Source organism: Humibacter ginsengiterrae, assembly GCF_054780115.1.
Genome location: NZ_BAAGWY010000001.1, coordinates 125,078 through 144,800, shown reverse-complemented (window position 1 = coordinate 144,800; position 19,723 = coordinate 125,078). Strand labels below are relative to the sequence as shown.

At 67.6% G+C, this 19,723-nt stretch carries 20 protein-coding genes and 1 other RNA gene; 11 read left to right on the top strand and 10 right to left on the bottom strand.

Annotated elements, in window-relative coordinates:
* The first annotated feature begins 20 nt into the window (after positions 1-20).
* On the top strand, positions 21-500 hold the full coding sequence (locus tag ACYVII_RS00725) for a GNAT family N-acetyltransferase (protein ID WP_460529472.1): 480 nt from the start codon (positions 21-23) through the stop codon (positions 498-500).
* Here ACYVII_RS00725 and ACYVII_RS00720 read toward each other — a convergent pair.
* Positions 484-1,491: a M23 family metallopeptidase gene (locus ACYVII_RS00720; RefSeq protein WP_460529469.1), complete on the bottom strand. Its 1,008-nt coding sequence runs from the start codon at positions 1,489-1,491 to the stop codon at positions 484-486. The genes ACYVII_RS00725 and ACYVII_RS00720 overlap by 17 nt on opposite strands.
* Here ACYVII_RS00720 and ACYVII_RS00715 point away from each other — a divergent pair.
* The gene (locus ACYVII_RS00715) at positions 1,475-2,140 is read left to right on the top strand and encodes a hypothetical protein (protein WP_460529466.1); all 666 of its coding nucleotides are present in this window, start codon (positions 1,475-1,477) and stop codon (positions 2,138-2,140) included. The genes ACYVII_RS00720 and ACYVII_RS00715 overlap by 17 nt on opposite strands.
* Positions 2,141-2,177: 37 nt before the next feature.
* On the opposite strand, the gene ACYVII_RS00710 is transcribed toward ACYVII_RS00715, so the two are convergent.
* Both ACYVII_RS00710 and ACYVII_RS00705 read right to left on the bottom strand, forming a co-directional pair.
* Complete coding sequence (locus ACYVII_RS00710) at positions 2,178-2,669, bottom strand: dihydrofolate reductase (protein ID WP_460529463.1); 492 nt, start codon at positions 2,667-2,669, stop codon at positions 2,178-2,180.
* The gene (locus ACYVII_RS00705) at positions 2,666-3,475 is read right to left on the bottom strand and encodes a thymidylate synthase (RefSeq protein ID WP_460529460.1); all 810 of its coding nucleotides are present in this window, start codon (positions 3,473-3,475) and stop codon (positions 2,666-2,668) included. Before ACYVII_RS00705 ends, ACYVII_RS00710 begins: the two co-directional genes overlap by 4 nt.
* Positions 3,476-3,594: 119 nt before the next feature.
* Between ACYVII_RS00705 and ACYVII_RS00700 the strand changes: the two genes are divergently transcribed.
* The 4 genes from ACYVII_RS00700 (at position 3,595) to rnpB (ending at position 6,237) form a co-directional block, all read left to right on the top strand.
* Positions 3,595-4,137: a hypothetical protein gene (locus ACYVII_RS00700; RefSeq protein ID WP_460529456.1), complete on the top strand. Its 543-nt coding sequence runs from the start codon at positions 3,595-3,597 to the stop codon at positions 4,135-4,137.
* Between the two features lie 81 nt (positions 4,138-4,218).
* Complete coding sequence (locus ACYVII_RS00695) at positions 4,219-5,034, top strand: Nif3-like dinuclear metal center hexameric protein (protein WP_460529453.1); 816 nt, start codon at positions 4,219-4,221, stop codon at positions 5,032-5,034.
* Between the two features lie 61 nt (positions 5,035-5,095).
* Positions 5,096-5,833 carry a zinc ribbon domain-containing protein gene (locus ACYVII_RS00690; protein ID WP_460529450.1) on the top strand — a complete coding sequence of 246 codons (738 nt, stop codon included), beginning with the start codon at positions 5,096-5,098 and terminating at the stop codon, positions 5,831-5,833.
* 21 nt (positions 5,834-5,854) lie between these two features.
* Positions 5,855-6,237, top strand: an RNA gene (gene rnpB, locus ACYVII_RS00685) — RNase P RNA component class A.
* Between the two features lie 13 nt (positions 6,238-6,250).
* Here rnpB and ppgK read toward each other — a convergent pair.
* A complete protein-coding gene (ppgK, locus tag ACYVII_RS00680) occupies positions 6,251-7,030 on the bottom strand; it encodes a polyphosphate--glucose phosphotransferase (RefSeq protein WP_460529446.1) in 780 nt (259 codons plus the stop codon).
* Between the two features lie 17 nt (positions 7,031-7,047).
* The gene (gene map / locus ACYVII_RS00675) at positions 7,048-7,914 is read right to left on the bottom strand and encodes a type I methionyl aminopeptidase (RefSeq protein WP_460529443.1); all 867 of its coding nucleotides are present in this window, start codon (positions 7,912-7,914) and stop codon (positions 7,048-7,050) included.
* A gap of 12 nt (positions 7,915-7,926) precedes the next feature.
* On the opposite strand from map, the gene ACYVII_RS00670 reads away from it, so the two are divergent.
* Positions 7,927-8,127, top strand: a complete 201-nt coding sequence (locus ACYVII_RS00670; protein ID WP_440293556.1) for an SPOR domain-containing protein — start codon at positions 7,927-7,929, stop codon at positions 8,125-8,127.
* A 44-nt stretch (positions 8,128-8,171) separates the two neighbouring features.
* On the opposite strand, the gene panB is transcribed toward ACYVII_RS00670, so the two are convergent.
* A complete protein-coding gene (gene panB, locus ACYVII_RS00665; RefSeq protein ID WP_460529440.1) occupies positions 8,172-9,044 on the bottom strand; it encodes a 3-methyl-2-oxobutanoate hydroxymethyltransferase in 873 nt (290 codons plus the stop codon).
* A gap of 166 nt (positions 9,045-9,210) precedes the next feature.
* Here panB and glnA (ACYVII_RS00660) point away from each other — a divergent pair, with 166 nt between their 5' ends.
* Complete coding sequence (glnA, locus tag ACYVII_RS00660) at positions 9,211-10,548, top strand: glutamine synthetase family protein (RefSeq protein ID WP_460529437.1); 1,338 nt, start codon at positions 9,211-9,213, stop codon at positions 10,546-10,548.
* Between the two features lie 2 nt (positions 10,549-10,550).
* Positions 10,551-13,541 carry a bifunctional glutamine-synthetase adenylyltransferase/deadenyltransferase gene (locus tag ACYVII_RS00655; RefSeq protein ID WP_460529434.1) on the top strand — a complete coding sequence of 997 codons (2,991 nt, stop codon included), beginning with the start codon at positions 10,551-10,553 and terminating at the stop codon, positions 13,539-13,541.
* A gap of 127 nt (positions 13,542-13,668) precedes the next feature.
* On the opposite strand, the gene glnA (ACYVII_RS00650) is transcribed toward ACYVII_RS00655, so the two are convergent.
* A complete protein-coding gene (gene glnA / locus ACYVII_RS00650) occupies positions 13,669-15,093 on the bottom strand; it encodes a type I glutamate--ammonia ligase (protein WP_460529431.1) in 1,425 nt (474 codons plus the stop codon).
* Between the two features lie 137 nt (positions 15,094-15,230).
* On the opposite strand from glnA (ACYVII_RS00650), the gene ACYVII_RS00645 reads away from it, so the two are divergent.
* Entirely contained in the window at positions 15,231-15,656 is a 426-nt protein-coding gene (locus ACYVII_RS00645; protein WP_460529428.1) for an RDD family protein, read from the top strand.
* Between the two features lie 52 nt (positions 15,657-15,708).
* Here the strand turns inward: ACYVII_RS00645 and ACYVII_RS00640 are convergent, their stop codons facing one another.
* The 3 genes from ACYVII_RS00640 to lipB form a co-directional block, all read right to left on the bottom strand.
* Positions 15,709-16,410: a DUF4191 domain-containing protein gene (locus ACYVII_RS00640; protein ID WP_460529425.1), complete on the bottom strand. Its 702-nt coding sequence runs from the start codon at positions 16,408-16,410 to the stop codon at positions 15,709-15,711.
* Between the two features lie 62 nt (positions 16,411-16,472).
* Positions 16,473-17,462, bottom strand: coding sequence for a lipoyl synthase (gene lipA / locus ACYVII_RS00635; RefSeq protein WP_460529422.1), 990 nt, complete (start codon positions 17,460-17,462; stop codon positions 16,473-16,475).
* On the bottom strand, positions 17,459-18,094 hold the full coding sequence (gene lipB / locus ACYVII_RS00630) for a lipoate-protein ligase B (RefSeq protein ID WP_460529419.1): 636 nt from the start codon (positions 18,092-18,094) through the stop codon (positions 17,459-17,461). The genes lipA and lipB overlap by 4 nt, the downstream gene beginning before the upstream one ends.
* A 69-nt stretch (positions 18,095-18,163) precedes the next feature.
* On the opposite strand from lipB, the gene ACYVII_RS00625 reads away from it, so the two are divergent.
* Positions 18,164-19,717, top strand: coding sequence for a protein kinase domain-containing protein (locus ACYVII_RS00625; protein ID WP_460529416.1), 1,554 nt, complete (start codon positions 18,164-18,166; stop codon positions 19,715-19,717).
* Positions 19,718-19,723: the final 6 nt, after the last annotated feature.

Genomic DNA, 19,723 nt, shown 5'->3' with positions numbered 1-19,723 from the left:
TTGGGTCCACAATTGCCGCTATGGGCTGGGATGTGTTCGAGGTCACGGCTGCCGAGACGTATCCACTCCGTGCGGAGCTGTTGCGCAGCGACCGCACGGACCTCGACCTTCACCTGCCGGAAGACGACGTTCCCGGCACATTCCATCTGGCGGTGACTGACGACAGCGGCGCGATCATCGGCGTCGCGAGCGCGACGCCTGCCGCTCCGATGTTCACCGCTCCCATGCCCGCATGGCGGTTACGGCAGATGGCGGTCGCAACGGAGATGCAAGGCTGCGGCGTGGGCACGGCGATATTCGGCGCTCTGCTCGAGCGTCTTCGCTCCCGGCACGCGGCGACGTTGTGGGCCGAGTCGCGCGATCGAAGCCTCGGCTTCTACATGGCAAGAGGCATGCATCCGGTGCCCGGCCGCCACCATGTTGTCTCAGGCGTCGACTACACCGATGTCGTGCTCGACCTGCGCGGTGAACGCGTACCCGAACCTACTGCCCGAGCGTGACGCCACGATCGGCGAAGAACGGCATGGGATCGATCGCGGTGCCGTTCACCCGCACCTCGATGTGCAGATGACACCCCGTCGATTCGCCCGTGCTGCCTACGCGCGCGATCGGTTGCCCAGCGGTGACCTGGTCGCCCGGTGCCACCATGATCGTTCCATCGGAGATGTGTCCGTAAGCGGTCTGCACCCCATCGCCGTGGTCGATCAGGATGAAGTTGCCATAGCCGCTGTAAGGGCCTGCGTAGCTCACGGTGCCGTCCGCGGCCGCAACGATCACACTCATGCACGCCGCACCGATGTCTACGCCCGGGTGGAAGACCGGGGTGTCGGCCGGCCGAGACGGCCTTGGACCGAAGACATCCGTGATCGGACCTTTCACCGGGTCGACCCAGGTACCGGGCGCGAGCGTGAAGGTGTCGATGAAGTCGCCATCGGCGCCGTTGCTCGACCCAGCAATCATGGCTTCGGTGGCCGCGTCGAGGGATGCCTGCGCGGCATCGACCGTGGATTGCGCCGCCTTCTGCGCTGCTCGCTTCTGCGCCAGGGGGATCGACGCGAGCGTGGCATCCGCTTTCGCCGCCGCCGCCTTCATCGCATCGGCATGCTTGGCTGTCGACTCCGCACGCTTGGTCAGAGTGTCGAGCGAACCGTGCATGCTGCCCAGTTGACTCGCGGCGGTGAGACGCTGCAATAGGTCGGCGTTCCCACCGGCGGCCTCACCGCCGAATATGGCGCCGATCGTGGTCGTGGTCTGATCAGCGTGCGTCTGCTGCAGCGCCACCATGAGCTTGGCCACTGCCGCCTTGGCGGCGCTCTGGGCGGACTTCGCGATGGCGTCCGCCGAGGTCGCGAGGTTCTTCGCGTTCGCGTATGCGGTCTTCGTGGCGTCGTACTCGGATGTGGCCGAGTCGAGCAGGGACTGGGCGGAATCGAGCGCAGCCTGCGCCTTGTCGATCGCCGCTTGGAGCTTCTGCATGGCGTCGTCGCTCAAACCGGAACCATCGATTGCGGCAGGCGTGCTGTCACCGTCGGTGGTCGGAGTGGAGGATGGCGTGTCGCTCGTCGAACCGTCGCCGGGCGGAGTCGACGGAGGCGGCGTGGTCGGCGGAGGCGTCGTGGGGGGCGGTGTCGTAGGGGGCGGTGTGGTAGGGGGCGGTGTCGTAGGAGGCGTCGTGGGAGGCGGGGTCGTCGGGGTGCTCGTCGGGGTGCTCGTCGGGGTGCTCGTCGGGGTCGGCGTGCCGGTACCGGGGTCAGGCGTCGGAGTGGGTGTGCCGGTCGAGCATCCGCTGACGCAATCGTCGGCGGGAGCAGCACCGATGCCGGCGGCCGACGCCGTCAGGAGCACTGCGAAGAGAACCGCGGCCCGCCGAAAGCTCGCACGACGCGCCGACTTCGCCGCCGACGTTTCAGTCATGTTCTCGCGATCCATGCATGCCACCGTGCCGGGGAGCGCCCGACCCGTTTCCGAGTCTCGCACTCCTGCCGAAGAGCGGCAACGGTGTGCCGTGCTTTCTGGGATAATGGACGACATGATCGAAGCGCTGCTCTGGGGATTCATCGGCACCGTCGGCATCGTCGGGCTGATTCTCGGCCTCGCAGCGGCGTTCCAGCTCGGCCGCTCGGCGTACCGACAGCACTGAACATCAGCGGTTGCTGCAGGGTCTGCAGCGACCGTGTTCAGCGCCGCACGTAGGTGAGGAAGCGGTAGCGAAGTCCCGATTCGGATGTCGCCCAGCCGCTCTCCGGTTCGGCTCGGGTGAGCATCCATTCGTCTCCGATGACCGGTGCGCGGGTGTCACCGTCGAGTTCGGCGTCGATCTCTGTCACCTCGAGACGATCGGCGCGCCCGATCGACTCGGAGTAGATCTCGCCGCCGCCGGTCACCCAGCCGTCGCCCGTGAGCATCCCGAGCGCCTCGTCGACCGAGCCTGCACGTTCGGCGCCGACCGCCGACCAGTTCGCGTCACGGGTTATGACGATGTTGCGCCTCCCGGGCAGCGGGCGGAAACGTGGTGGCAGCGAGTCCCAGGTCTTGCGGCCCATGACGACGTCGCCGCTCATCGTCAGCGCTCGGAATCGCCTGCTGTCCTCCGGCACTCGCCACGGGATGCCGCCTCCCGCACCGATCACGCCGGAGTGCGCCTGCGCCCAGATCAGTGCGATCGTCATACGGCCACGGCCGCGCGAATGGCGGGGTGGTGCTGGTATCCGATCACCTCGAAGTCCTCGAACCGGTAGTCGAAGATGCTGTCTGGATGCCTGGTGATCGCCAGCCGAGGTGCCGGGAACGGCTCGCGGGACAACTGCTCCGTGACCTGCTCTATGTGGTTGTCGTAGATGTGGCAGTCGCCGCCGGTCCAGACGAATTCTCCGACGTCGAGTCCGACCTGATCGGCCACGAGGTGGGTGAGCAGCGCATAGCTCGCGATGTTGAACGGAACCCCGAGGAAGAGGTCCGCGCTGCGCTGATACAGCTGGCAGGAGAGCTTGCCGTCGGCGACGTAGAACTGGAACAGGGCGTGGCACGGCGCGAGGGCCATGTTCGGGATCTCCGCGACGTTCCAGGCCGACACGATCATCCGACGCGAATCCGGATCGCTGCGAAGGGTCTCGAGCACCGCGGAGATCTGATCGAGGTGGCGCCCGTCGGGAGCCGGCCACGACCGCCACTGAACGCCGTACACCGGGCCGAGGTCGCCGTCGGCATCCGCCCACTCGTCCCAGATGGTGACGCCGTGCTCCTGGAGCCAGCGCACGTTCGAGTCGCCGCGCAGGAACCAGAGCAGCTCGTACGCGATGGATCTGAAGTGCACCCGCTTCGTGGTGATCAACGGGAAGCCATCGGCCAGGTCGAACCGGAGCTGGCGTCCGAAGACGCTGCGGGTGCCGGTGCCTGTACGGTCCGACTTGTGCGTTCCGTGCTCGAGAACGTCGCGGAGCAGGTCTTCGTAGGGGGTGGGGATCGCCGCGTCCATGATACGAAGATCGTACGTCGTCGGCCCGCCGCAGATGGATGCCTCGCCGCCTGACTGCCCGCATGCGAGCGGTGTGGAGAACGCGGGTGTGCGGGGGCCCGGAACAATAGACTCGCGCTATGGGGACCGAGGCGGGGGAGCCGGAAGGCGTCGAGCTTGCCGAGCCTCCGCGACGGCGTACCACGTTCGTCCCTCGCACGTCGGAGCATGATGCGGCTGCCAATGAGGGCCGGGGTGCGGCATCCGAAGTGCACGACGATGACGAGCTCGCCGGCGCGCTGGAGAACGAGGTTTCGCTGCTCACGGCGTCGTTGCCGATCATCCGTCCGCAGTCGCTCTTCCTGCCGGTTCGGCCGCCGGAGCCGGCATACGAGCCGCGTACCGATGCAGAGCGCGAGATAGCGGCGCAGGCCGAATCGGGAGACACTCTCGCCGCCATCGAGCGACTCGAAGAACTGCTCGCAGGGCGGCACACGCCTGCGGCTGAGCCGGGCCGGAGGAGCGCTGAGCCGCAGAGCACTTCACCACAGAGCACCGCACAGTTGGTCGTCGAGCAGCGGCGCGCGGGGAGGAGGCCTCGACTCTGGCTCTGGTTCGCGGCCGGAGCCTCGGTGCTGGTCGCCGGCGGAGTCGGCACCGCCTCATGGCTGCTCTGGCACTGAGCCCTGTGCGAGACGGGATGCCCATCGGGCGCATCCCATGCTCGTCCGGCGTGATGCTCGTCGACGCCGTAGGCTCGAACGGTGCCGACGATCGCCGAGTTCCTGTCCGTAGCCGAGCGCCTGTGGCCGGTGTCGGGAGCCGAGCAGTGGGATGCTCCCGGGCTCGTGACCGGAGACCCGCGAGCATCCGTCTCCCGGGTTCTTCTCTCCGTGGATGCCGTCTCCGACACGGTCGACGAGGCGGTGGAGGGCGGGTACGACCTGCTGCTCGCGCATCATCCGCTGCTCTTGCGTGGTGTCACCAGCGTCGCCGAGGACAGTTACAAGGGCGCGCTCGTGGCGCGGCTCATCCGATCCGGGTGCGCGCTCGTGACGGCGCACACGAACGCCGACGTCGTGCCCGACGGGGTGTCGGACGTCTTCGCGTCGCGGCTGAGCCTCGTGGACGCGCGACCCATCGTCACGGGAACCGACGACGGTTCCGGACTCGGCCGAGTGGGAACGCTCCCCAAAGCAACGACCCTCGGGCATCTCGCGCGGAGCATCGCAGGCATCCTTCCGCCCACCGCAACCGGAGTTCGCGTCGCCGGCGAGTACGCGCGGCCGGTCACCACCGTCGCACTGTGCGGTGGAGCGGGCGACGCGTTCCTCGCCGAGCCTGCAGTGCGTGCGGCGGATGTCTACATCACCTCCGACCTGCGTCACCATCCGGCATCAGAGGCGATCGAGCAGGCCCGCGTGGGCGGCGGTCCAGCGCTGATCGACGTGTCGCACTGGGCAGCGGAATGGCTCTGGCTCGATGTCGCCGCGGAGCAGTTGCGGGAGGCCCTGCCCGGTCTTCATGTCGTGGTCAGCGAGCTGCGAACGGATCCGTGGGACTTCACGGTCGTGCAGTGACGCCCATGCGAACGCCGTGCAATAACGTAGAGCAGATCGACACCCGGACTTCCACGACGAGATGAGTGCTGTGAAGGCTGATCCACGCGACCAACGCGAACTCTTGCGCGTTCAGGAGCTCGACAACGCGATCGCGCAGGCGACACGGTCCATCGCGAACCCGCCGCAGGCGAAGCAGCTCGCCGAACTCGAGCCGCAGGCGGCGGAGATCCGCGGGCGCCGGCTCAGCGTCACCGGCGAGCTGGAAGACGCTCGAGCAGAGCTCTCCCGCCTGGAGTCGGATGTCGAGATCGTCGAGGCTCGCATGACGCGCGACTCCGAGCGCGTTCAGCACACCGCATCGGTGAAAGACGTCGCCGCCCTCGAGGCGGAGCTGCAGTCGTTGCGCAAGCGACGCGGCGATCTCGAAGACATCGAGCTTGCGATCATGGAGCGCATCGAGGCACTCGAGATACAGCTGGCCGGGATCGACGCCGAGGGCGCCGATATCGAGGGGAAGGTGGCTCAGCTCGAGGCCGAGCGCACCGCAGAAGTCGAGACCTTGGAGCGCAAGCGAACGGATGCCTCCGCCGACCGCACCGCTATCGCATCCGGTCTTCCTGCCGACCTCGTAGCCCTGTACGAGAAGCAACGCGATCGGTACGGCGTGGGCGCCGCCCGCCTCGTCGGAGGGGTATCGCTCGCCTCGAACATGAAGCTGTCGCCTTCAGACCTCGCCGAGGTGCGGTCGGCGGCGGACGACGAGGTCGTGCTGTGCCCCGACAGCGGGGCCATCCTCATCCGCGACGAGAACTCCTGACCGGCTACGCTGGAGTGCGAACGGGCCGGCAAGACGGTCGCGTCGACATCCGTCTGACGGATGTCGCCGAGGAACGTCCGGGCTCCGCAGAGCAGGACGGTGGGTAACGCCCACCCGGGGTGACCCGCGAGACAGTGCCACAGAAAACAGACCGCCTTCGCGCAAGCGAAAGGTAAGGGTGAAACGGCGGTGTAAGAGACCACCAGCGATCGGGGTGACCCGGTCGGCTCGGCAAACCTCGTCCGGAGCAAGGTCAGACAGGGAACCATGAGGCTGCTCGTCTCGTTCCCGGGTAGACCGCTAGAGGGTCGCGGCAACGCGGCCCCGAGATAGATGGCCGTCCAGGATGCCTCGCGCGAGCGCGTGCATCCGAACAGAACCCGGCGTATCAGCCGGCCCGTTCCTTCCTTCGCCGTTTCAAGCCGTGGCGACCGGCCGCTTGTGGTGGCCGCGCGAAGCGAGTGCCGCCGCACCCAGGATGCCTGCGTTGTTGCGGTGCACCGCTGGCACGATCTTCGTCTCGATGTCGATCAAGTCGCCGAACTCGTTCCAATGCTTGGAGACGCCGCCACCGACGACGAAGAGGTCTGGGGAGAAGAGGAACTCGACCGTGCGGTAGTACTTCGTGAGGCGCTTGCTCCAGTGCTCCCAGTCCAGGTCCTCGCGCTCCTTCGCGGAGTACGCGGCGCGGCTCTCCGCGTCGTGGCCGCCGATCTCCAGGTGACCGAGCTCCGCATTCGGCACGAGTACGCCGTCGTAGATGAGAGCGGAGCCGATGCCGGTGCCGAGAGTGGTCAGGATAACGAGCCCATCGACATCCTTGGCAGCGCCGAACTCCGTTTCGGCGTAACCGGCGGCGTCCGCGTCGTTGACGAACAGGATGTCGCGCTCGAGCGTCTTCTCGAAGAGCTTCTCCGCTTCGAGCCCGACCCACTTCTTGGAGACATTCGCCGCCGACATCGTGCGGCCGTTCTTCACGATGGCAGGGAAGCACACCCCGATCGGCGCGTTCGGGTCGTCGCCGGCGAGTGCGTCGAGCACCTCCCGGGAGGTCTCGACGATGTCGTCGGGCTTGCCGCCCTTCGGCGTCGCCAGCTTGACCCGGTCACTGACCAGCTCTCCGGTCTTCAGGTCGACGATGCCGCCCTTGATCCCCGTTCCGCCGATGTCGATCCCGATTGCCGTTGTGGAGGCCATGAGGGAAATCTACCGGCTCACGGGAGGGTCAGGATCTCGGCTCCCCGCTCCGTCACGACGAGCGTGTGCTCGAACTGCGCGGTGATGGACTTGTCCTTCGTGGTGACCGTCCAGTCGTCCGCCCACATGTCCCAGTCGTGGCTGCCGAGGGTCAGCATCGGCTCGATCGTGAAGACCATGCCAGGCACCATCTCGGTGTCATAAGCAGGGGCGGAGTCGTAGTGCGGGATGATCAGCCCGGAGTGGAACGAGCGACCGACGCCGTGTCCGGTGAAGTCTCGCACCACGCCGTAGCCGAATCGCTTCGCGTACGACTCGATCGCGCGACCGATCACGTTCACCTGTCGCCCGGGCGCGACGGCCTTGATTCCGCGGTTCAACGCCTCACGAGTGCGCTCGACCAGTTGCGTCACCTCGTCGGATGCCTGCCCCACGATGAATGTCTGGTTGCTGTCGCCGTGAAAACCGTTCTTGAACGCGGTGATGTCGACGTTGACGATGTCGCCCTCCTCGAGGGCGGTGTCGTCGGGGATGCCGTGACAGATCACCTCGTTCACCGAGGTGCAGCTGGACTTGGGATAGCCGCGGTAGCCGAGCGTGGAGGGGTAGGCATCGTGGGCGATGAGGAACTCGTGGGCGACGGTGTCGAGCTCCTCGGTCGTCACGCCCGGCTGGACATGGTCGCCCACGAGCGCGATCGCCTGCGCGGCGATGCGGCCGGACTCGCGGATCAGCTCGATCTCTTCGGGTGAGTAGACGTCACCTCGGTCGTCGCGGGCCGGACCGGGCCGCCCGACGTATTCCGGTCGGGGAATGGAAGCGGGAACGGGGCGCCGGGGTGAGACGCGGCCGGGAGTCAGGTGGCCGGAGGAATCCTTGGGCATAGGATCAACCTTATGGCCGAGGCGTACGACGACGACATGGTGCACAAGTTCTGGTACAACACCAAGACCGGTCAGGTCGAGCAGGGCCTCAAGTCGCCGTTACCCGATCGGCTGGGCCCGTTCGACACGCGTGAGGGCGCCGAGCATGCGTGGGACAAGATTCGCGAGAACAGCCAGCGCTGGGCCGACGAAGACGCCGCTGAGGGCAACTGAGTCAGGTCCCCGCAGACCCCGAGTAGCGACGGGGCGCGACCGGCTCAGTAGCTGTGCTCGGGTCCCGGGTACTCGCCCTGCTCGACATCCTCCCGGTACCGTCGTGCCGCGTCGCCCAGAACACCTTTCAGGTCGGCATACTGACGCACGAAGCGCGGAACGCGACCCGTGGTGAAGCCGGCCCAGTCCGTCCAGACCAGCAGCTGTCCGTCGACGTGGGGCCCTGCGCCCACCCCGATCGTCGGGATGCCGAGTTCCTTCGTGACCTGCGCCGCGGCATCCGCCGGCACCATCTCCAGCACCACGGCGAACGCCCCGGCCTCCTCGACCGCGTGCGCGTCTGCCAGAAGCGCCTCGACACCCGACTCGCCGCGTCCCTGGATGATGTGCCCGCCGAGCTGGTGCTCGCTCTGCGGCGTGTAACCGATGTGCGCCATCACAGGGATGCCTGCGTCGACGATGCGGCGGATCTGCTTGGCGCTCCTGCGGCCGCCCTCGAGCTTGACGGCGTGCGCTCCTGTCTCCTTCATGAACCGCACAGCCGTGTGCAGTGCGTCTTGCACGTCGGTCTCGTATGAGCCGAACGGCATGTCGGCCACCACGAATGCCCGGCGCACGGCGTGCGCGACGGCGCGGGTGAGTGGGATCAGGTCGTCCACACGCACCGGCAACGTCGTGTCGTACCCGAACACGTTGTTGCCCGCGGAATCCCCCACGAGCAGGAAGTCGATGCCCGCCTCGTCGAAGATCTGCGCGCTCAGCATGTCGTAGCTCGTGAGCCCGGTGATCTTGATTCCGCTAGCCTTCGCGTTCTGGAAGTGCCGGGTACGCACCCGGCGTGGGCCACCTTCCGAACCTCCGCCGTACGGCCGCTCCTCGGCAGCGGTGGACGACGGTTCGCTTGCCTGGTCAGCCATGGCGGTCAGTCTATCCGCGCCGCTCCACCCGATATCGCGGCTTGCGCCGCTCACCGGCTGACTCGGCTCGGCCACGCGAGGTAGCACGCGTGGTTCTCGTCTGAATCGCCGATAATCTGGGACGAGCGATTCCGTCCCATCACCGAGCGCGAGGAAAGGGATCTTCATGGACAAGCAGCGCGACTTCGTGCTCCGTACCATCGAGGAACGCGGCGTGAAGTTCATCCGCCTGTGGTTCACCGATGTCGTCGGAACCCTGAAGTCCGTGGCGATCGCGCCCGCCGAGGTGGAGGGCGCGTTCACGGAGGGCCTGGGCTTCGACGGGTCGGCCATCGAGGGTCTCACGCGCACGTTCGAGTCCGACCTGCTCGCCCACCCGGATCCCACGACGTTCCAGATCCTGCCATGGCGCGGGGAGGTGGATCCCACCGCCCGCATGTTCTGCGACATCACGACACCGGACGGCGCGCCCGCGGTGGCCGACCCCCGCAACGTGCTCAAGCGCACCCTCGAGAAGGCGGCGGAGCGCGGTTTCACGTTCTACACGCATCCGGAGATCGAGTTCTATCTGCTGAAGTCGTCGAAGTTCGGCGAGAGCGGCCCCGAGCCGGTCGACTCCGCCGGATACTTCGACAACGTGCCGGGCGGCACCGCGCACGACTTCCGTCGCCGGTCGGTGCGGATGCTGGAGGACCTCGGCATCTCGGTGGAGTTCAGTCACCACGAGGTCGGTCCTGGGCAGAACGAGATCGACCTGCGCTACGCCGACGCCCTCACCACAGCCGACAACATCATGACGTTCCGCACGGTGATCAAGGAGGTGGCGATCGAGCAGGGCGTGTACGCGACGTTCATGCCGAAACCGCTCACCGGGCATCCGGGAAGCGGCATGCACACGCACCTGTCGTTGTTCGAGGGCGACACGAACGCGTTCTTCGCACCGGGTTCGGAGTATCAGCTCTCCAAAGTGGCCCGTCAGTTCATCGCCGGAGTGCTGCAGCATGCTCCGGAGATCACGGCCGTGACGAACCAGTTCGTGAACTCGTACAAGCGGCTGTGGGGTGGCGACGAGGCGCCGAGCTACGTGTGCTGGGGCCACAACAACCGATCGGCGCTGGTGCGCGTTCCGCTGTACAAGCCGAGCAAGGGGCAGAGCGCGCGCGTGGAGTACCGCGGCATCGACTCCGCCGCAAACCCCTACCTCGCGTTCTCACTGCTGCTGGCGGCCGGACTCAAGGGCATAGAGCAGGAGTACGAGCTTCCGCCGGAGGCAGAGGACGACGTGTGGGCGCTGAGCGACGCCGAACGGCGTGCGCTGGGTTACCACGCGCTGCCGTCCAGCCTCGACCAGGCGGTGCAGCGCATGGAGGAGTCCGAGCTGGTCGCGGAGACGCTGGGGGAGCAGGTCTTCAACTATGTGCTGGCCAACAAGCAGCGCGACTTCCGGGAGTACCGCGCTCAGGTGACGCCATACGAGCTGCGCACGAACCTCGAGATCCTCTGACGATGCCGCCGATCACGTTGACCGCCTTGGCACGGGCGGGCTTCGTGGGACTCTCGGATGCCCGCTCCCGCCTCGACGAGCTCGCCGCGCTCGGCGGTCCGCCGCCGGAGCGGATCATCGAGCTCGTCGTCGATGTGGCCGACCCGGACGCCGCCCTCGAGCGGATGCTCGCCCTCCTGCGACGCCGCCCAGACGAGACCGTTCGGCTATTCGCGGATCAAGATGCGCTGCACCGGCTGTTGCAGGTGATCGGAGCCTCCAGCGGGCTCGCCGAGTTCCTGATGCGCCGGCCGGAAGCCCTCGATGTGTTCTTCCAAGCGCTCGAGAGCCTGCCGGCGGAATCCGAGCTGCGCGACGATCTCCTGGACTCGGTCGGCGCACGGGACGGCATGGCATCCATTTCGGGGGAGGATGCCTGGATCGCCCTGCGCGCCCGCTACCGCACGCGCCTCACGGAGATCGCCGCGTTCGACCTGCACCAGCGCGACCCCGTCGAAGGGATCGGTGCGGTCGCACGAACGCTAGCCGCTCTCGCCGGCGCCGCCCTCGACGCCTCGCTGGCCGTCGCCCGGGCGATCGCCAGCGGAACAGGGCCGGGAACGTTCCCCGCCGCGGACGTCGCCGGCACCAAGCTCGCGGTGATCGGCATGGGAAAGACCGGCGCCGAGGAACTCAACTACCTGAGCGACGTCGACGTCATCTTCGTGGTGGAGGGCGACGAGGTGGCCGGCGTCTCCTCGGCTAGGGCGGTCGACGTCGGCACCAGACTCGCGACGCTGACGATGCGGGGAATCGACGAGTTCGCGATCGAGCCGCCGCTGTGGGAGGTGGATGCCAACCTGCGCCCGGAGGGCAAGGACGGCGCGCTGGTGCGCACCCTCGAATCCCATCTCGCCTACTACGACCGCTGGGCGCAGGGCTGGGAGTTCCAGGCGCAGCTGAAGGCGCGACCGATAGCGGGAGACCCGGCACTCGGACGCCGCTACACGGATGCGCTCGCACCATTCGTCTGGTCGAGCGCCGAACGCGAGAACTTCGTCGAGTCCGTTCAGCGTATGCGCGAGCGGGTGACCGCGAACATCCCCGCCGACGAGGTCGACCGGCAGCTGAAGCTCGGGCCGGGCGGGCTGCGCGACATCGAGTTCACGGTGCAACTGCTGCAGCTCGTGCACGGGCACACTGATCCCACGGTTCGGGTCGCCGGCACGTTGCCTGCGCTCGAAGCACTTGCCGCCGCCGGTTACATCGGACGCGCCGAGGCCGCGGAGTTCGCGCGGGACTATCGCGTTCTGCGCCTACTCGAACACCGCATCCAGCTCTCCGAGCTCCGTCGTACCCACCTCATGCCTCGCGACGAGCAGCGGCTGCGCGTGCTCGCCAGGGCGACCGGCCTCGCCGGCGACGCCGACGAGCTCACGGATGCCTGGGTCGCTGTCAAGCGTCGGGTGCGCGGACTGCACGAGCGGCTCTTCTACCGTCCGCTGCTCGCCGCGGTGGCAGCGCTGCCCGGAGACGAAGGTGCACTGGCCGGAGAACAAGCGCTGACCAGTGAGCAGGCGCAGGCGCGCCTGGCCGCCATCGGCTTCGTCGACCCGCAAGGGGCGCTGCAGCACATCGCGGCGCTGACGTCGGGGGTCTCGCGGCGGGCGGCCATCCAGCGCACCCTGCTGCCTGTCTTGCTGCAGTGGTTCGCCGACGGCGCCGACCCAGACTATGGCCTGCTCACGTTCCGGCGGCTGAGCGAAGACCTCGGCGGCACGCACTGGTTCCTCCGCATGCTCCGCGACTCGTCGGGCGCCGCTCAGCGGTTGACCCGAGTGCTGTCGGGATCCCGGTTCGCCGGCGAGCTCCTCGGGCTCATTCCGGAGAGCGTGGCGTGGCTCGATGACGACGCGGACCTTCGCGCCAGGCCGCGGGGCGCGCTCGACGACGAGGTCGCCGCGATCCTGGACCGTCACGAGACCCCGGACGCGGCGGCGAAGGCCATCCGAGCTGTGCGGCGCAGAGAGGTGCTGAGGCTTGCGTTCGCGGGAATCCTCGGTGTTGCGAACGTCACCGAACTCGCCGCCGGCCTCTCCGACATCTCCGAGGTGACGATCAACGGCATCCTTTCTGCGATCCGCGCCGAAGCGCCTGCGCCGATGGAGTTCGCCGTGATCGCGATGGGGCGGTTCGGAGGCAGAGAGCTGGGCTTCGGGTCGGACGCCGACGTGGTCTATGTCTTCCGCCCGCACGACGGTGTGGAAACCGAGACCGTGCACCCGGCGGCTCTATCCATCGTCTCGGAGCTGAACCGGCTCAGCGACGACGCCCGCCTGCCCTTCGAACTCGACCTCGATCTGCGCCCGGAGGGCAAGAACGGCGCGCCGGCCCGCTCGCTCGAGTCGTATCGCGCCTACTACCGGCGGTGGTCCCTCACCTGGGAGGCTCAGGCGCTCCTGCGGGCACGCGGCATCGCGGGCGACGAGCGCCTGCTCGCCGACTTCGAGCAACTCGCCGACTCGGTGCGCTACCCGGCCTCCATCTCGGAACGCGATGTTCGCGAGGTGAAGCGCATCAAGGCGCGCGTGGAGAACGAACGGCTGCCGCAGGGCGCAGACCCAGCAAGGCACCTGAAGCTCGGTCGGGGCTCGCTCAGTGACGTGGAGTGGCTCGTACAGCTCCAGCAGCTCCAGCACGCCGCATCATCATCCGCCCTGCGCACCACCTCGACCCTCGAAGCCCTCGCGGCTTGCGTCGACCTCGGACTTCTGGAACAGGGGGACGCCGATCGCCTGCGCGACGCGTGGATGCTCGCCTCCAGGGCGCGCAGTGCCGTCACGCTGTGGACCAACAAGACGTCGGATCTGCTGCCGACGGAGCGCAAGGCGCTGGACGGCGTCGCCCGCCTGCTCGGCTACCCGCGCGGATCGGCGAGCGCGCTCGAGGAGGAGTACCTCGCGGTCACGAGGCGAGCGCGCGCCGTGTTCGAGCGCAACTTCTACGATTCCTGAGCGGCTCGCGCGATTGGCGAGTCTTTCCCCTCGGTCGAGCTCGTCGAAGCCAACGGAAGAGAAGGCACGTACAACGAAGCGGGCCGGCCCCTGAGGGACGGCCCGCTTCGTGTTGTTCTGGGAGCGATCAGACTCCGTAGTACAGTTCGAACTCGAACGGGTGCGGACGCTGCGCGAGCGGCTTGATCTCCTTCTCGCGCTTGTAGTCGATCCACGTCTCGATGAGCTCGGGCGTGAACACGTTGCCCGCGGTGAGGAAGTCGTGATCCGCCTCGAGGGCGTCGAGCACGGCATCCAGGGTTCCCGGTACCTGCGGGATGGCCTTGGCCTCCTCGGGCGGGAGCTCGTAGAGGTCCTTGTCCACGGGCTCGTGCGGCTCAATGCGGTTGCGAATGCCGTCGAGGCCTGCCATCAGCTGCGCCGCGAACGCCAGGTACGGGTTGCCGGAGGCATCCGGTGCACGGAACTCGATGCGCTTGGCCTTCGGGTTCGTGCCCGTGATCGGGATGCGGATGGCGGCCGAGCGGTTGCCGGCCGAGTACACCAGGTTGACCGGAGCCTCGAAGCCCGGCACCAGACGGTGGTACGAGTTCACCGTCGGGTTCGTGAACGCCAGCACGCTCGCTGCGTGCTTGAGCAGGCCGCCGATGTACCAGCGTGCGATGTCGGAGAGACCGCCGTAGCCCGCCTCGTCGTAGAACAGCGGCTTGCCCTCATTCCACAGAGACTGGTGCGTGTGCATGCCCGAACCGTTGTCGCCGAACAGCGGCTTCGGCATGAACGTGGCGGTCTTGCCCCACTGCTCCGCGGTGTTCTTGACGATGTACTTGAACTTCAGGATGTCATCGGCCGCGTGCACCATGGTGTCGAAGCGGTAGTTGATCTCTGCCTGGCCACCGGTGCCGACCTCATGGTGGGCGCGCTCGAGGATCAGGCCGGCGTCGATGAGCTTCAGCGAGATGTCGTCGCGCAGATCCGCCTGCTTGTCGACGGGGGAGACGGGGAAGTATCCGCCCTTGTACGGCGTCTTGTTCGCGAGGTTTCCGCCCTCTTCGGCGCGGCCGCTGTTCCAGGCAGCCTCCTCGGAGTCCACGAAGTGGTACGCGGTGTTCTGCTTCACCTCGTAGCGCACGTCATCGAAGATGTAGAACTCGGCTTCAGGGGCGAAGAACGCCGTGTCGGCGATGCCCGTCGAGGCGAGGTACTTCTCGGCCTTCTTCGCGACCTGGCGCGGGTCCTTGCCGTACACCTCGCCGTTGCGCGGGTTGAAGATGTCGAACACCATGACCAGCGTGCGCTCCGCCCTGAACGGGTCGACGTAAGCCGTGGAGACATCGGGGATGAGCTGCATGTCCGACTCGTGGATCGACGCGAAGCCGCGGATCGAAGAGCCATCGAAGAGCTGCCCGACGGAGAAGAACTCCTCGTCGACGGTGGAGGCGGGAATGTTGAAGTGCTGCTGCACACCGGGGAGATCGGTGAACCGGATGTCGAGGAACTTGACGTCCGTGTCCTTGATGAACTTGAGCACCTCGGACGAATCACTGAACATGTGGTTTCTCCAAGAAGGTGACGGGAGGCGAATCGCGCTGCGCGAACAGCCGGTGACAGGCTAGGGGGCGGCGATTTCCCCACCGTATCGCGATTGTTTCGGGGATGTTACGCAGCAGCCATCGATAGGGTGGTCCGGTGCCCAGCTCCACCACTCCGCGCCGGTTCGGCGATCTCGCACCCAGTCGCTATCCCGGAGAACGGCTCGGGCTTCCCGAGACGGGATCCGGATCGATCGCGCGACCGGGACGGCGCATCCTCGCCCTGATCATCGACTGGGCGATCGCGAGCCTGCTCTCTTTCGCGTTCTTCCACTACGACAGCTGGGCGACATTGGGCATCTTCGCTCTGCTGCAGTATGTCTTCATCCCGACGATCGGCGGGAGCATCGGTCACCGCATCCTCGGACTCCGGCTGGTGGCCTTGAACGGCACCTGGGTGGGGCTGTGGCGCCCGCTCGTGCGCACCGTGCTGCTATGCGTCGTGATCCCGGCTCTCGTGTGGGACTCCGATCAGCGCGGGTTCCACGACAAGGTCACGGGCACGGCACTCCTGCGCGCCTGACCTGATCGTCAGCTGAACCCGGGGCGGTTTCGACGGGCGCAACCGGCGGCAATCAGCGAGCGCGCTGCGGGCGCACCTTCAACGGGTCGACGCCCTTCGGAATGGGCATCTGGCTCCCCAGCGAACCGAGCCGATTGTCGACCGCAAGAACCTCGGGCTTCGTCAGAGCCACCTTGATCTTCGCCATGCGGCCGGCGAGCTTGTGAAGCGGCACCGCATCAGGATCGGGGCCGACGTTGAACACGTTGATCGGCACGTTCGGCACGATGCGGGCGATCTTGCGCCGCTCGTCCTCCACCATCTTCCGGGTACGCGTCGCAGGGCCTTCGCCGATCAGCACGACGCCGCCGCGGCCCACCGCGCGATAGACCGCGTCGCGAGTACGTCCGTTCACGGCCACCGGCATCTCGCTGCCGCGCCACGAGCGCTTGAGCGAACTGCGCAGCACAGCGCCGACCGCGCCGGGCTGGCCCTCGATCTGCGAGTAGGCAGCGCGTTCCGCCCGTCGGCCGAGCACGATGATGGCGCCGAGCGCACCGAGCAGCACACCGGCCACGATCCACAGCACCAGCGAGAACACGTTGCCGCCGGTGAGCGTGAGCGCGAGCACAACGCCGATCGCGGCACCGAGCAGAAGCGTGCCCAGCATGTACCACTGAGCGCGCGAGTCGTAGCGGCGGGTCATCTGGAAGACCTGCCACATCTGCTTGATGCGGCCGGGTTCCTTCGTCGCTTCGGTGTCCTTGCGTGCCATGGTGTCCAGGATACCGGCTCAGCACGTGCCGGAATGCGGCCTACGGCAGTGGTTCGGCGACCTCAGCCGACAGCCTGAGCGAAGCCGAGCGAGGCATCCGCCAGCGCGCTCAGGTGTGCGGGGATCGGCCGCCCCTTCGCCGTCATCGACTGCGCCCACAGACGCCCGGCGCGGTACGACGAGCGCACTAGCGGACCGGAGAGCACGCCGAGGAATCCGACCGCCTCAGCCTCCGCCTTGATCTCGACGAACTCCTCCGGTTTGACCCACCGCGCCACCGGCAGGTGTCGGGGACTGGGCCGAAGGTACTGCGTGATCGTCAGGATGTCCGTGCCTGCGTCGTGCAGGTGCCGCAACGCGTCGCTCACCTCGTGACGCTCCTCGCCCATGCCGAGGATGAGGTTGGACTTCGTGATCATGCCGGCGTCGCGTGCCTGCGTGATGACCTCCAGGGACCGCTCGTAGCGGAAGGCGGGCCGGATTCGCTTGAACAGTCGCGGCACGGTCTCCACGTTGTGCGCGAAGACTTCGGGTTCAGCGTCGAACACCCGACGCAGGTGTTCGGGCCGCCCGGAGAAGTCGGGCACCAGGATCTCCACCCCGGTCCCCGGTGCTTGCCGGTGAATCTCCCGGATCGTCTCGGCGTACAGCCATGACCCCTCGTCGGCCAAGTCGTCCCTGGCGACGCCCGTCACGGTCGCGTAGCGCAGTCCCATCTGTGCCACCGTGTCGCCAACGCGGCGCGGTTCGTCGGCGTCGAACTCGGCAGGCTTGCCGGTGTCGATCTGGCAGAAGTCGCACCGCCGGGTGCACTGACTTCCGCCGATGAGGAAGGTGGCCTCTCGGTCCTCCCAGCACTCGTAGATGTTGGGGCAGCCGGCCTCCTGGCAGACGGTGTGCAGCCCCTCGGACTTCACCAGGCCCTGCAGCTGCGTGTACTCCGGGCCCATCCGAGCACGGGTCTTGATCCACTCCGGCTTTCGCTCGATCGGCGTCTCGGCGTTCCGGGCCTCCAGGCGCAGCAGCCTGCGCCCGTCCGGCGCGGCGGTCACGCGGCAACCCCGATCACGGAGTCGAAGTGCGCGCGCACCAGGGGAGCGGCATCCTGTGGCGTCACGATGCGGCCGAGCTCCCGGGAGATGGTCGTTACGCCGGCATCGCGGATGCCGCACGCCACGATGTGCTCGTACGGCTCCAGGTCGTTGCTGCAGTTCAGGGCGAACCCGTGCATGGTCACGCCGGAGGCGACACGGATGCCGATGGCCGCGATCTTCGCGTCCGGCCCGTCTGTCGACACCCACACCCCGCTCCGCCCGTCGACGCGGTGCGAGTCGACGCCGAGGTCGGCAAGCACATGGATGAGCATCCCTTCCAGGCGCCGGACGTACCCGACGACGTCGATCGGCTCGGCAAGCCGGAGGATCGGATACCCGACGAGCTGACCCGGGCCGTGCCAGGTGATCTTGCCCCCACGGTCCACGTCGATGACCGGCGTGCCGTCCGACGGCCGCTCGTCCGGCTCGGTTCGTTTACCTGCGGTGTACACGGATTCGTGCTCAAGAAGGATGACTGTGTCTGGCGCCCGCCCGCCGACGACGGCAGCGTGCACGGCACGCTGCTGGTCGAGAGCGTCGAGATACGGCACGGAGTTGGCGCTTAGCCCCGTGTCGACGTAGTCGATCACCCCTTGAGCCTATCGCGCTCTCTTCCTCCCCATCTCGCGTCCGTCCTCACCGCCGCACAGAACGCCGACATGACGTCCGCGCGAATGTCGTGCCGCGGCACGCTGGCATCCATGGCAGGCAAGAAGCGCAAGCACCGCGGCACCTCGCCCGACACGACGAAGGAACGAGATCCCGGAGCCGTTGCCGTCCGGAGCGAGCTCGGCGGGTACCGATTGCTGCGCACGATCGGCCGCGGCGAGCACCGCGTCGCCTACCTCGCATCGGGCGACGACGGCCAGGTCGTTGTGAAGGCCTACGCGGATGACGTCGACGCGGCGCGGATCGACAACGAGGTCGCCTGTCTCACCGCGGTCGCGTCTTCGCACGTGGTCTCGGTCATCGATGTCTCGTGCGCACCCGATCGACCGGTGTGCATCGTGCTGGAACGGTTGTCCGGGCCCACGCTGGCGGACTGGCTGAGGGACCGCATCCTCCTCGACACAGGCGAGGTCGTCACCGCAGCCGTGTCGGTGGTGCGAGGGATACGAGCCGTCCATGCGGCTGGATGGGCGCACGGGAACGTTGCAGCGGCGAGCATCCGCTTCGACGAGAGCGGATGCCCGGTGCTGCTCGGCTTCGGATCGGTCACGCCCGTCACACCGGCCCGGGTGGCCGAGGACTGGGACAGGTGCGCCACGATCATGGATGCGATCGTCACCCGCGCCGAGACGGTCGAAGCACACGAGGTCGAAGGCGTCCGCGTCGCGATGGACCGTCTCAGGGTCGAAGGCGCTGCCGAGGGTGCGATCGTGGATGAGGTCGAACGAGCACTGTTCGCGCTCGGTCCGCCCGCGCCGCTCACGATGGGAACGGGCGCTCGAGCGATGACGGCGCGGTCGTACAACGACACCGCGCTCTCCGGCGGAGCCGTGGTCCACGACGAGACGGCTCAGCGGTCTCGTGAAGACCTGCCTCAACACCCTCGCGATACGACCGACGAACGAGCAGAACGTGGGCGCCGTGCAGCCGGCCGCGCCATAGGTACGCTGGCGGCCGCGATGGAGCACGGCGTTGCGCGCATGATCTCGGGTCGGTTGCGCCGCCTCCTGAGCGGCCGCAGGAGACCAGTTCTGATCGGCGCAGGGGGAGCGGTCGCCCTGACGCTCGTCGCACTGCTGGCCCTGCCGAGCACCCAGGCAGGGCACGCGGAGGCGCCGACGCCTGCCCTCACCGCACCGGAGGCGGGTCACGCGCGGTCGTCGTCTATCCCGTCGCCTCGGCATCCGATGAGCACTGCCACGCCGCCCACCGATTCGCAGGCAGCGGAACCTGAGGACGACCCGGTTCACGCGGCGTTCCGGCTGCTCCGGTCGCGCGGCTCGTGCCTCGAAAAGGGCGACGATGGATGCCTCTCCGACGTCGATCAGGCCGACTCGCCTCTCTTCGCCGCCGATCGCGCCTTGATCGCGGGCGGACAGAGGGGGCAGGCTGCACCGGAGCTCGACCAGCTGTCGCTGACCGAGACCATAGGCGATGCGGCGGTCGTCTCGGTGGCGCCGGCGGGTGAGACGACGAAACCGGCTTCGATCCTGCTGATCAGGACCGAAGCCGGCTGGCGTCTTCGTGCGTTGTTCGAGAGCTAGATCCCG

Bases quoted from the DNA above. Each gene is read 5' to 3' on its own strand.
- ACYVII_RS00725 (WP_460529472.1), top strand. From the start codon at position 21: ATGGGCTGGGATGTGTTCGAGGTCACGGCTGCCGAGACGTATCCACTC.
- ACYVII_RS00715 (WP_460529466.1), top strand. From the start codon at position 1,475: ATGGCGTCGTCGCTCAAACCGGAACCATCGATTGCGGCAGGCGTGCTG.
- ACYVII_RS00710 (WP_460529463.1), bottom strand. From the start codon at position 2,669: ATGACGATCGCACTGATCTGGGCGCAGGCGCACTCCGGCGTGATCGGT.
- ACYVII_RS00705 (WP_460529460.1), bottom strand. From the start codon at position 3,475: ATGGACGCGGCGATCCCCACCCCCTACGAAGACCTGCTCCGCGACGTT.
- ACYVII_RS00700 (WP_460529456.1), top strand. From the start codon at position 3,595: ATGGGGACCGAGGCGGGGGAGCCGGAAGGCGTCGAGCTTGCCGAGCCT.
- ACYVII_RS00690 (WP_460529450.1), top strand. From the start codon at position 5,096: ATGAGTGCTGTGAAGGCTGATCCACGCGACCAACGCGAACTCTTGCGC.
- ppgK (WP_460529446.1), bottom strand. From the start codon at position 7,030: ATGGCCTCCACAACGGCAATCGGGATCGACATCGGCGGAACGGGGATC.
- map (WP_460529443.1), bottom strand. From the start codon at position 7,914: ATGCCCAAGGATTCCTCCGGCCACCTGACTCCCGGCCGCGTCTCACCC.
- ACYVII_RS00670 (WP_440293556.1), top strand. From the start codon at position 7,927: ATGGCCGAGGCGTACGACGACGACATGGTGCACAAGTTCTGGTACAAC.
- panB (WP_460529440.1), bottom strand. From the start codon at position 9,044: ATGGCTGACCAGGCAAGCGAACCGTCGTCCACCGCTGCCGAGGAGCGG.
- glnA (WP_460529437.1), top strand. From the start codon at position 9,211: ATGGACAAGCAGCGCGACTTCGTGCTCCGTACCATCGAGGAACGCGGC.
- ACYVII_RS00655 (WP_460529434.1), top strand. From the start codon at position 10,551: ATGCCGCCGATCACGTTGACCGCCTTGGCACGGGCGGGCTTCGTGGGA.
- glnA (WP_460529431.1), bottom strand. From the start codon at position 15,093: ATGTTCAGTGATTCGTCCGAGGTGCTCAAGTTCATCAAGGACACGGAC.
- ACYVII_RS00640 (WP_460529425.1), bottom strand. From the start codon at position 16,410: ATGGCACGCAAGGACACCGAAGCGACGAAGGAACCCGGCCGCATCAAG.
- ACYVII_RS00625 (WP_460529416.1), top strand. From the start codon at position 18,164: ATGACGTCCGCGCGAATGTCGTGCCGCGGCACGCTGGCATCCATGGCA.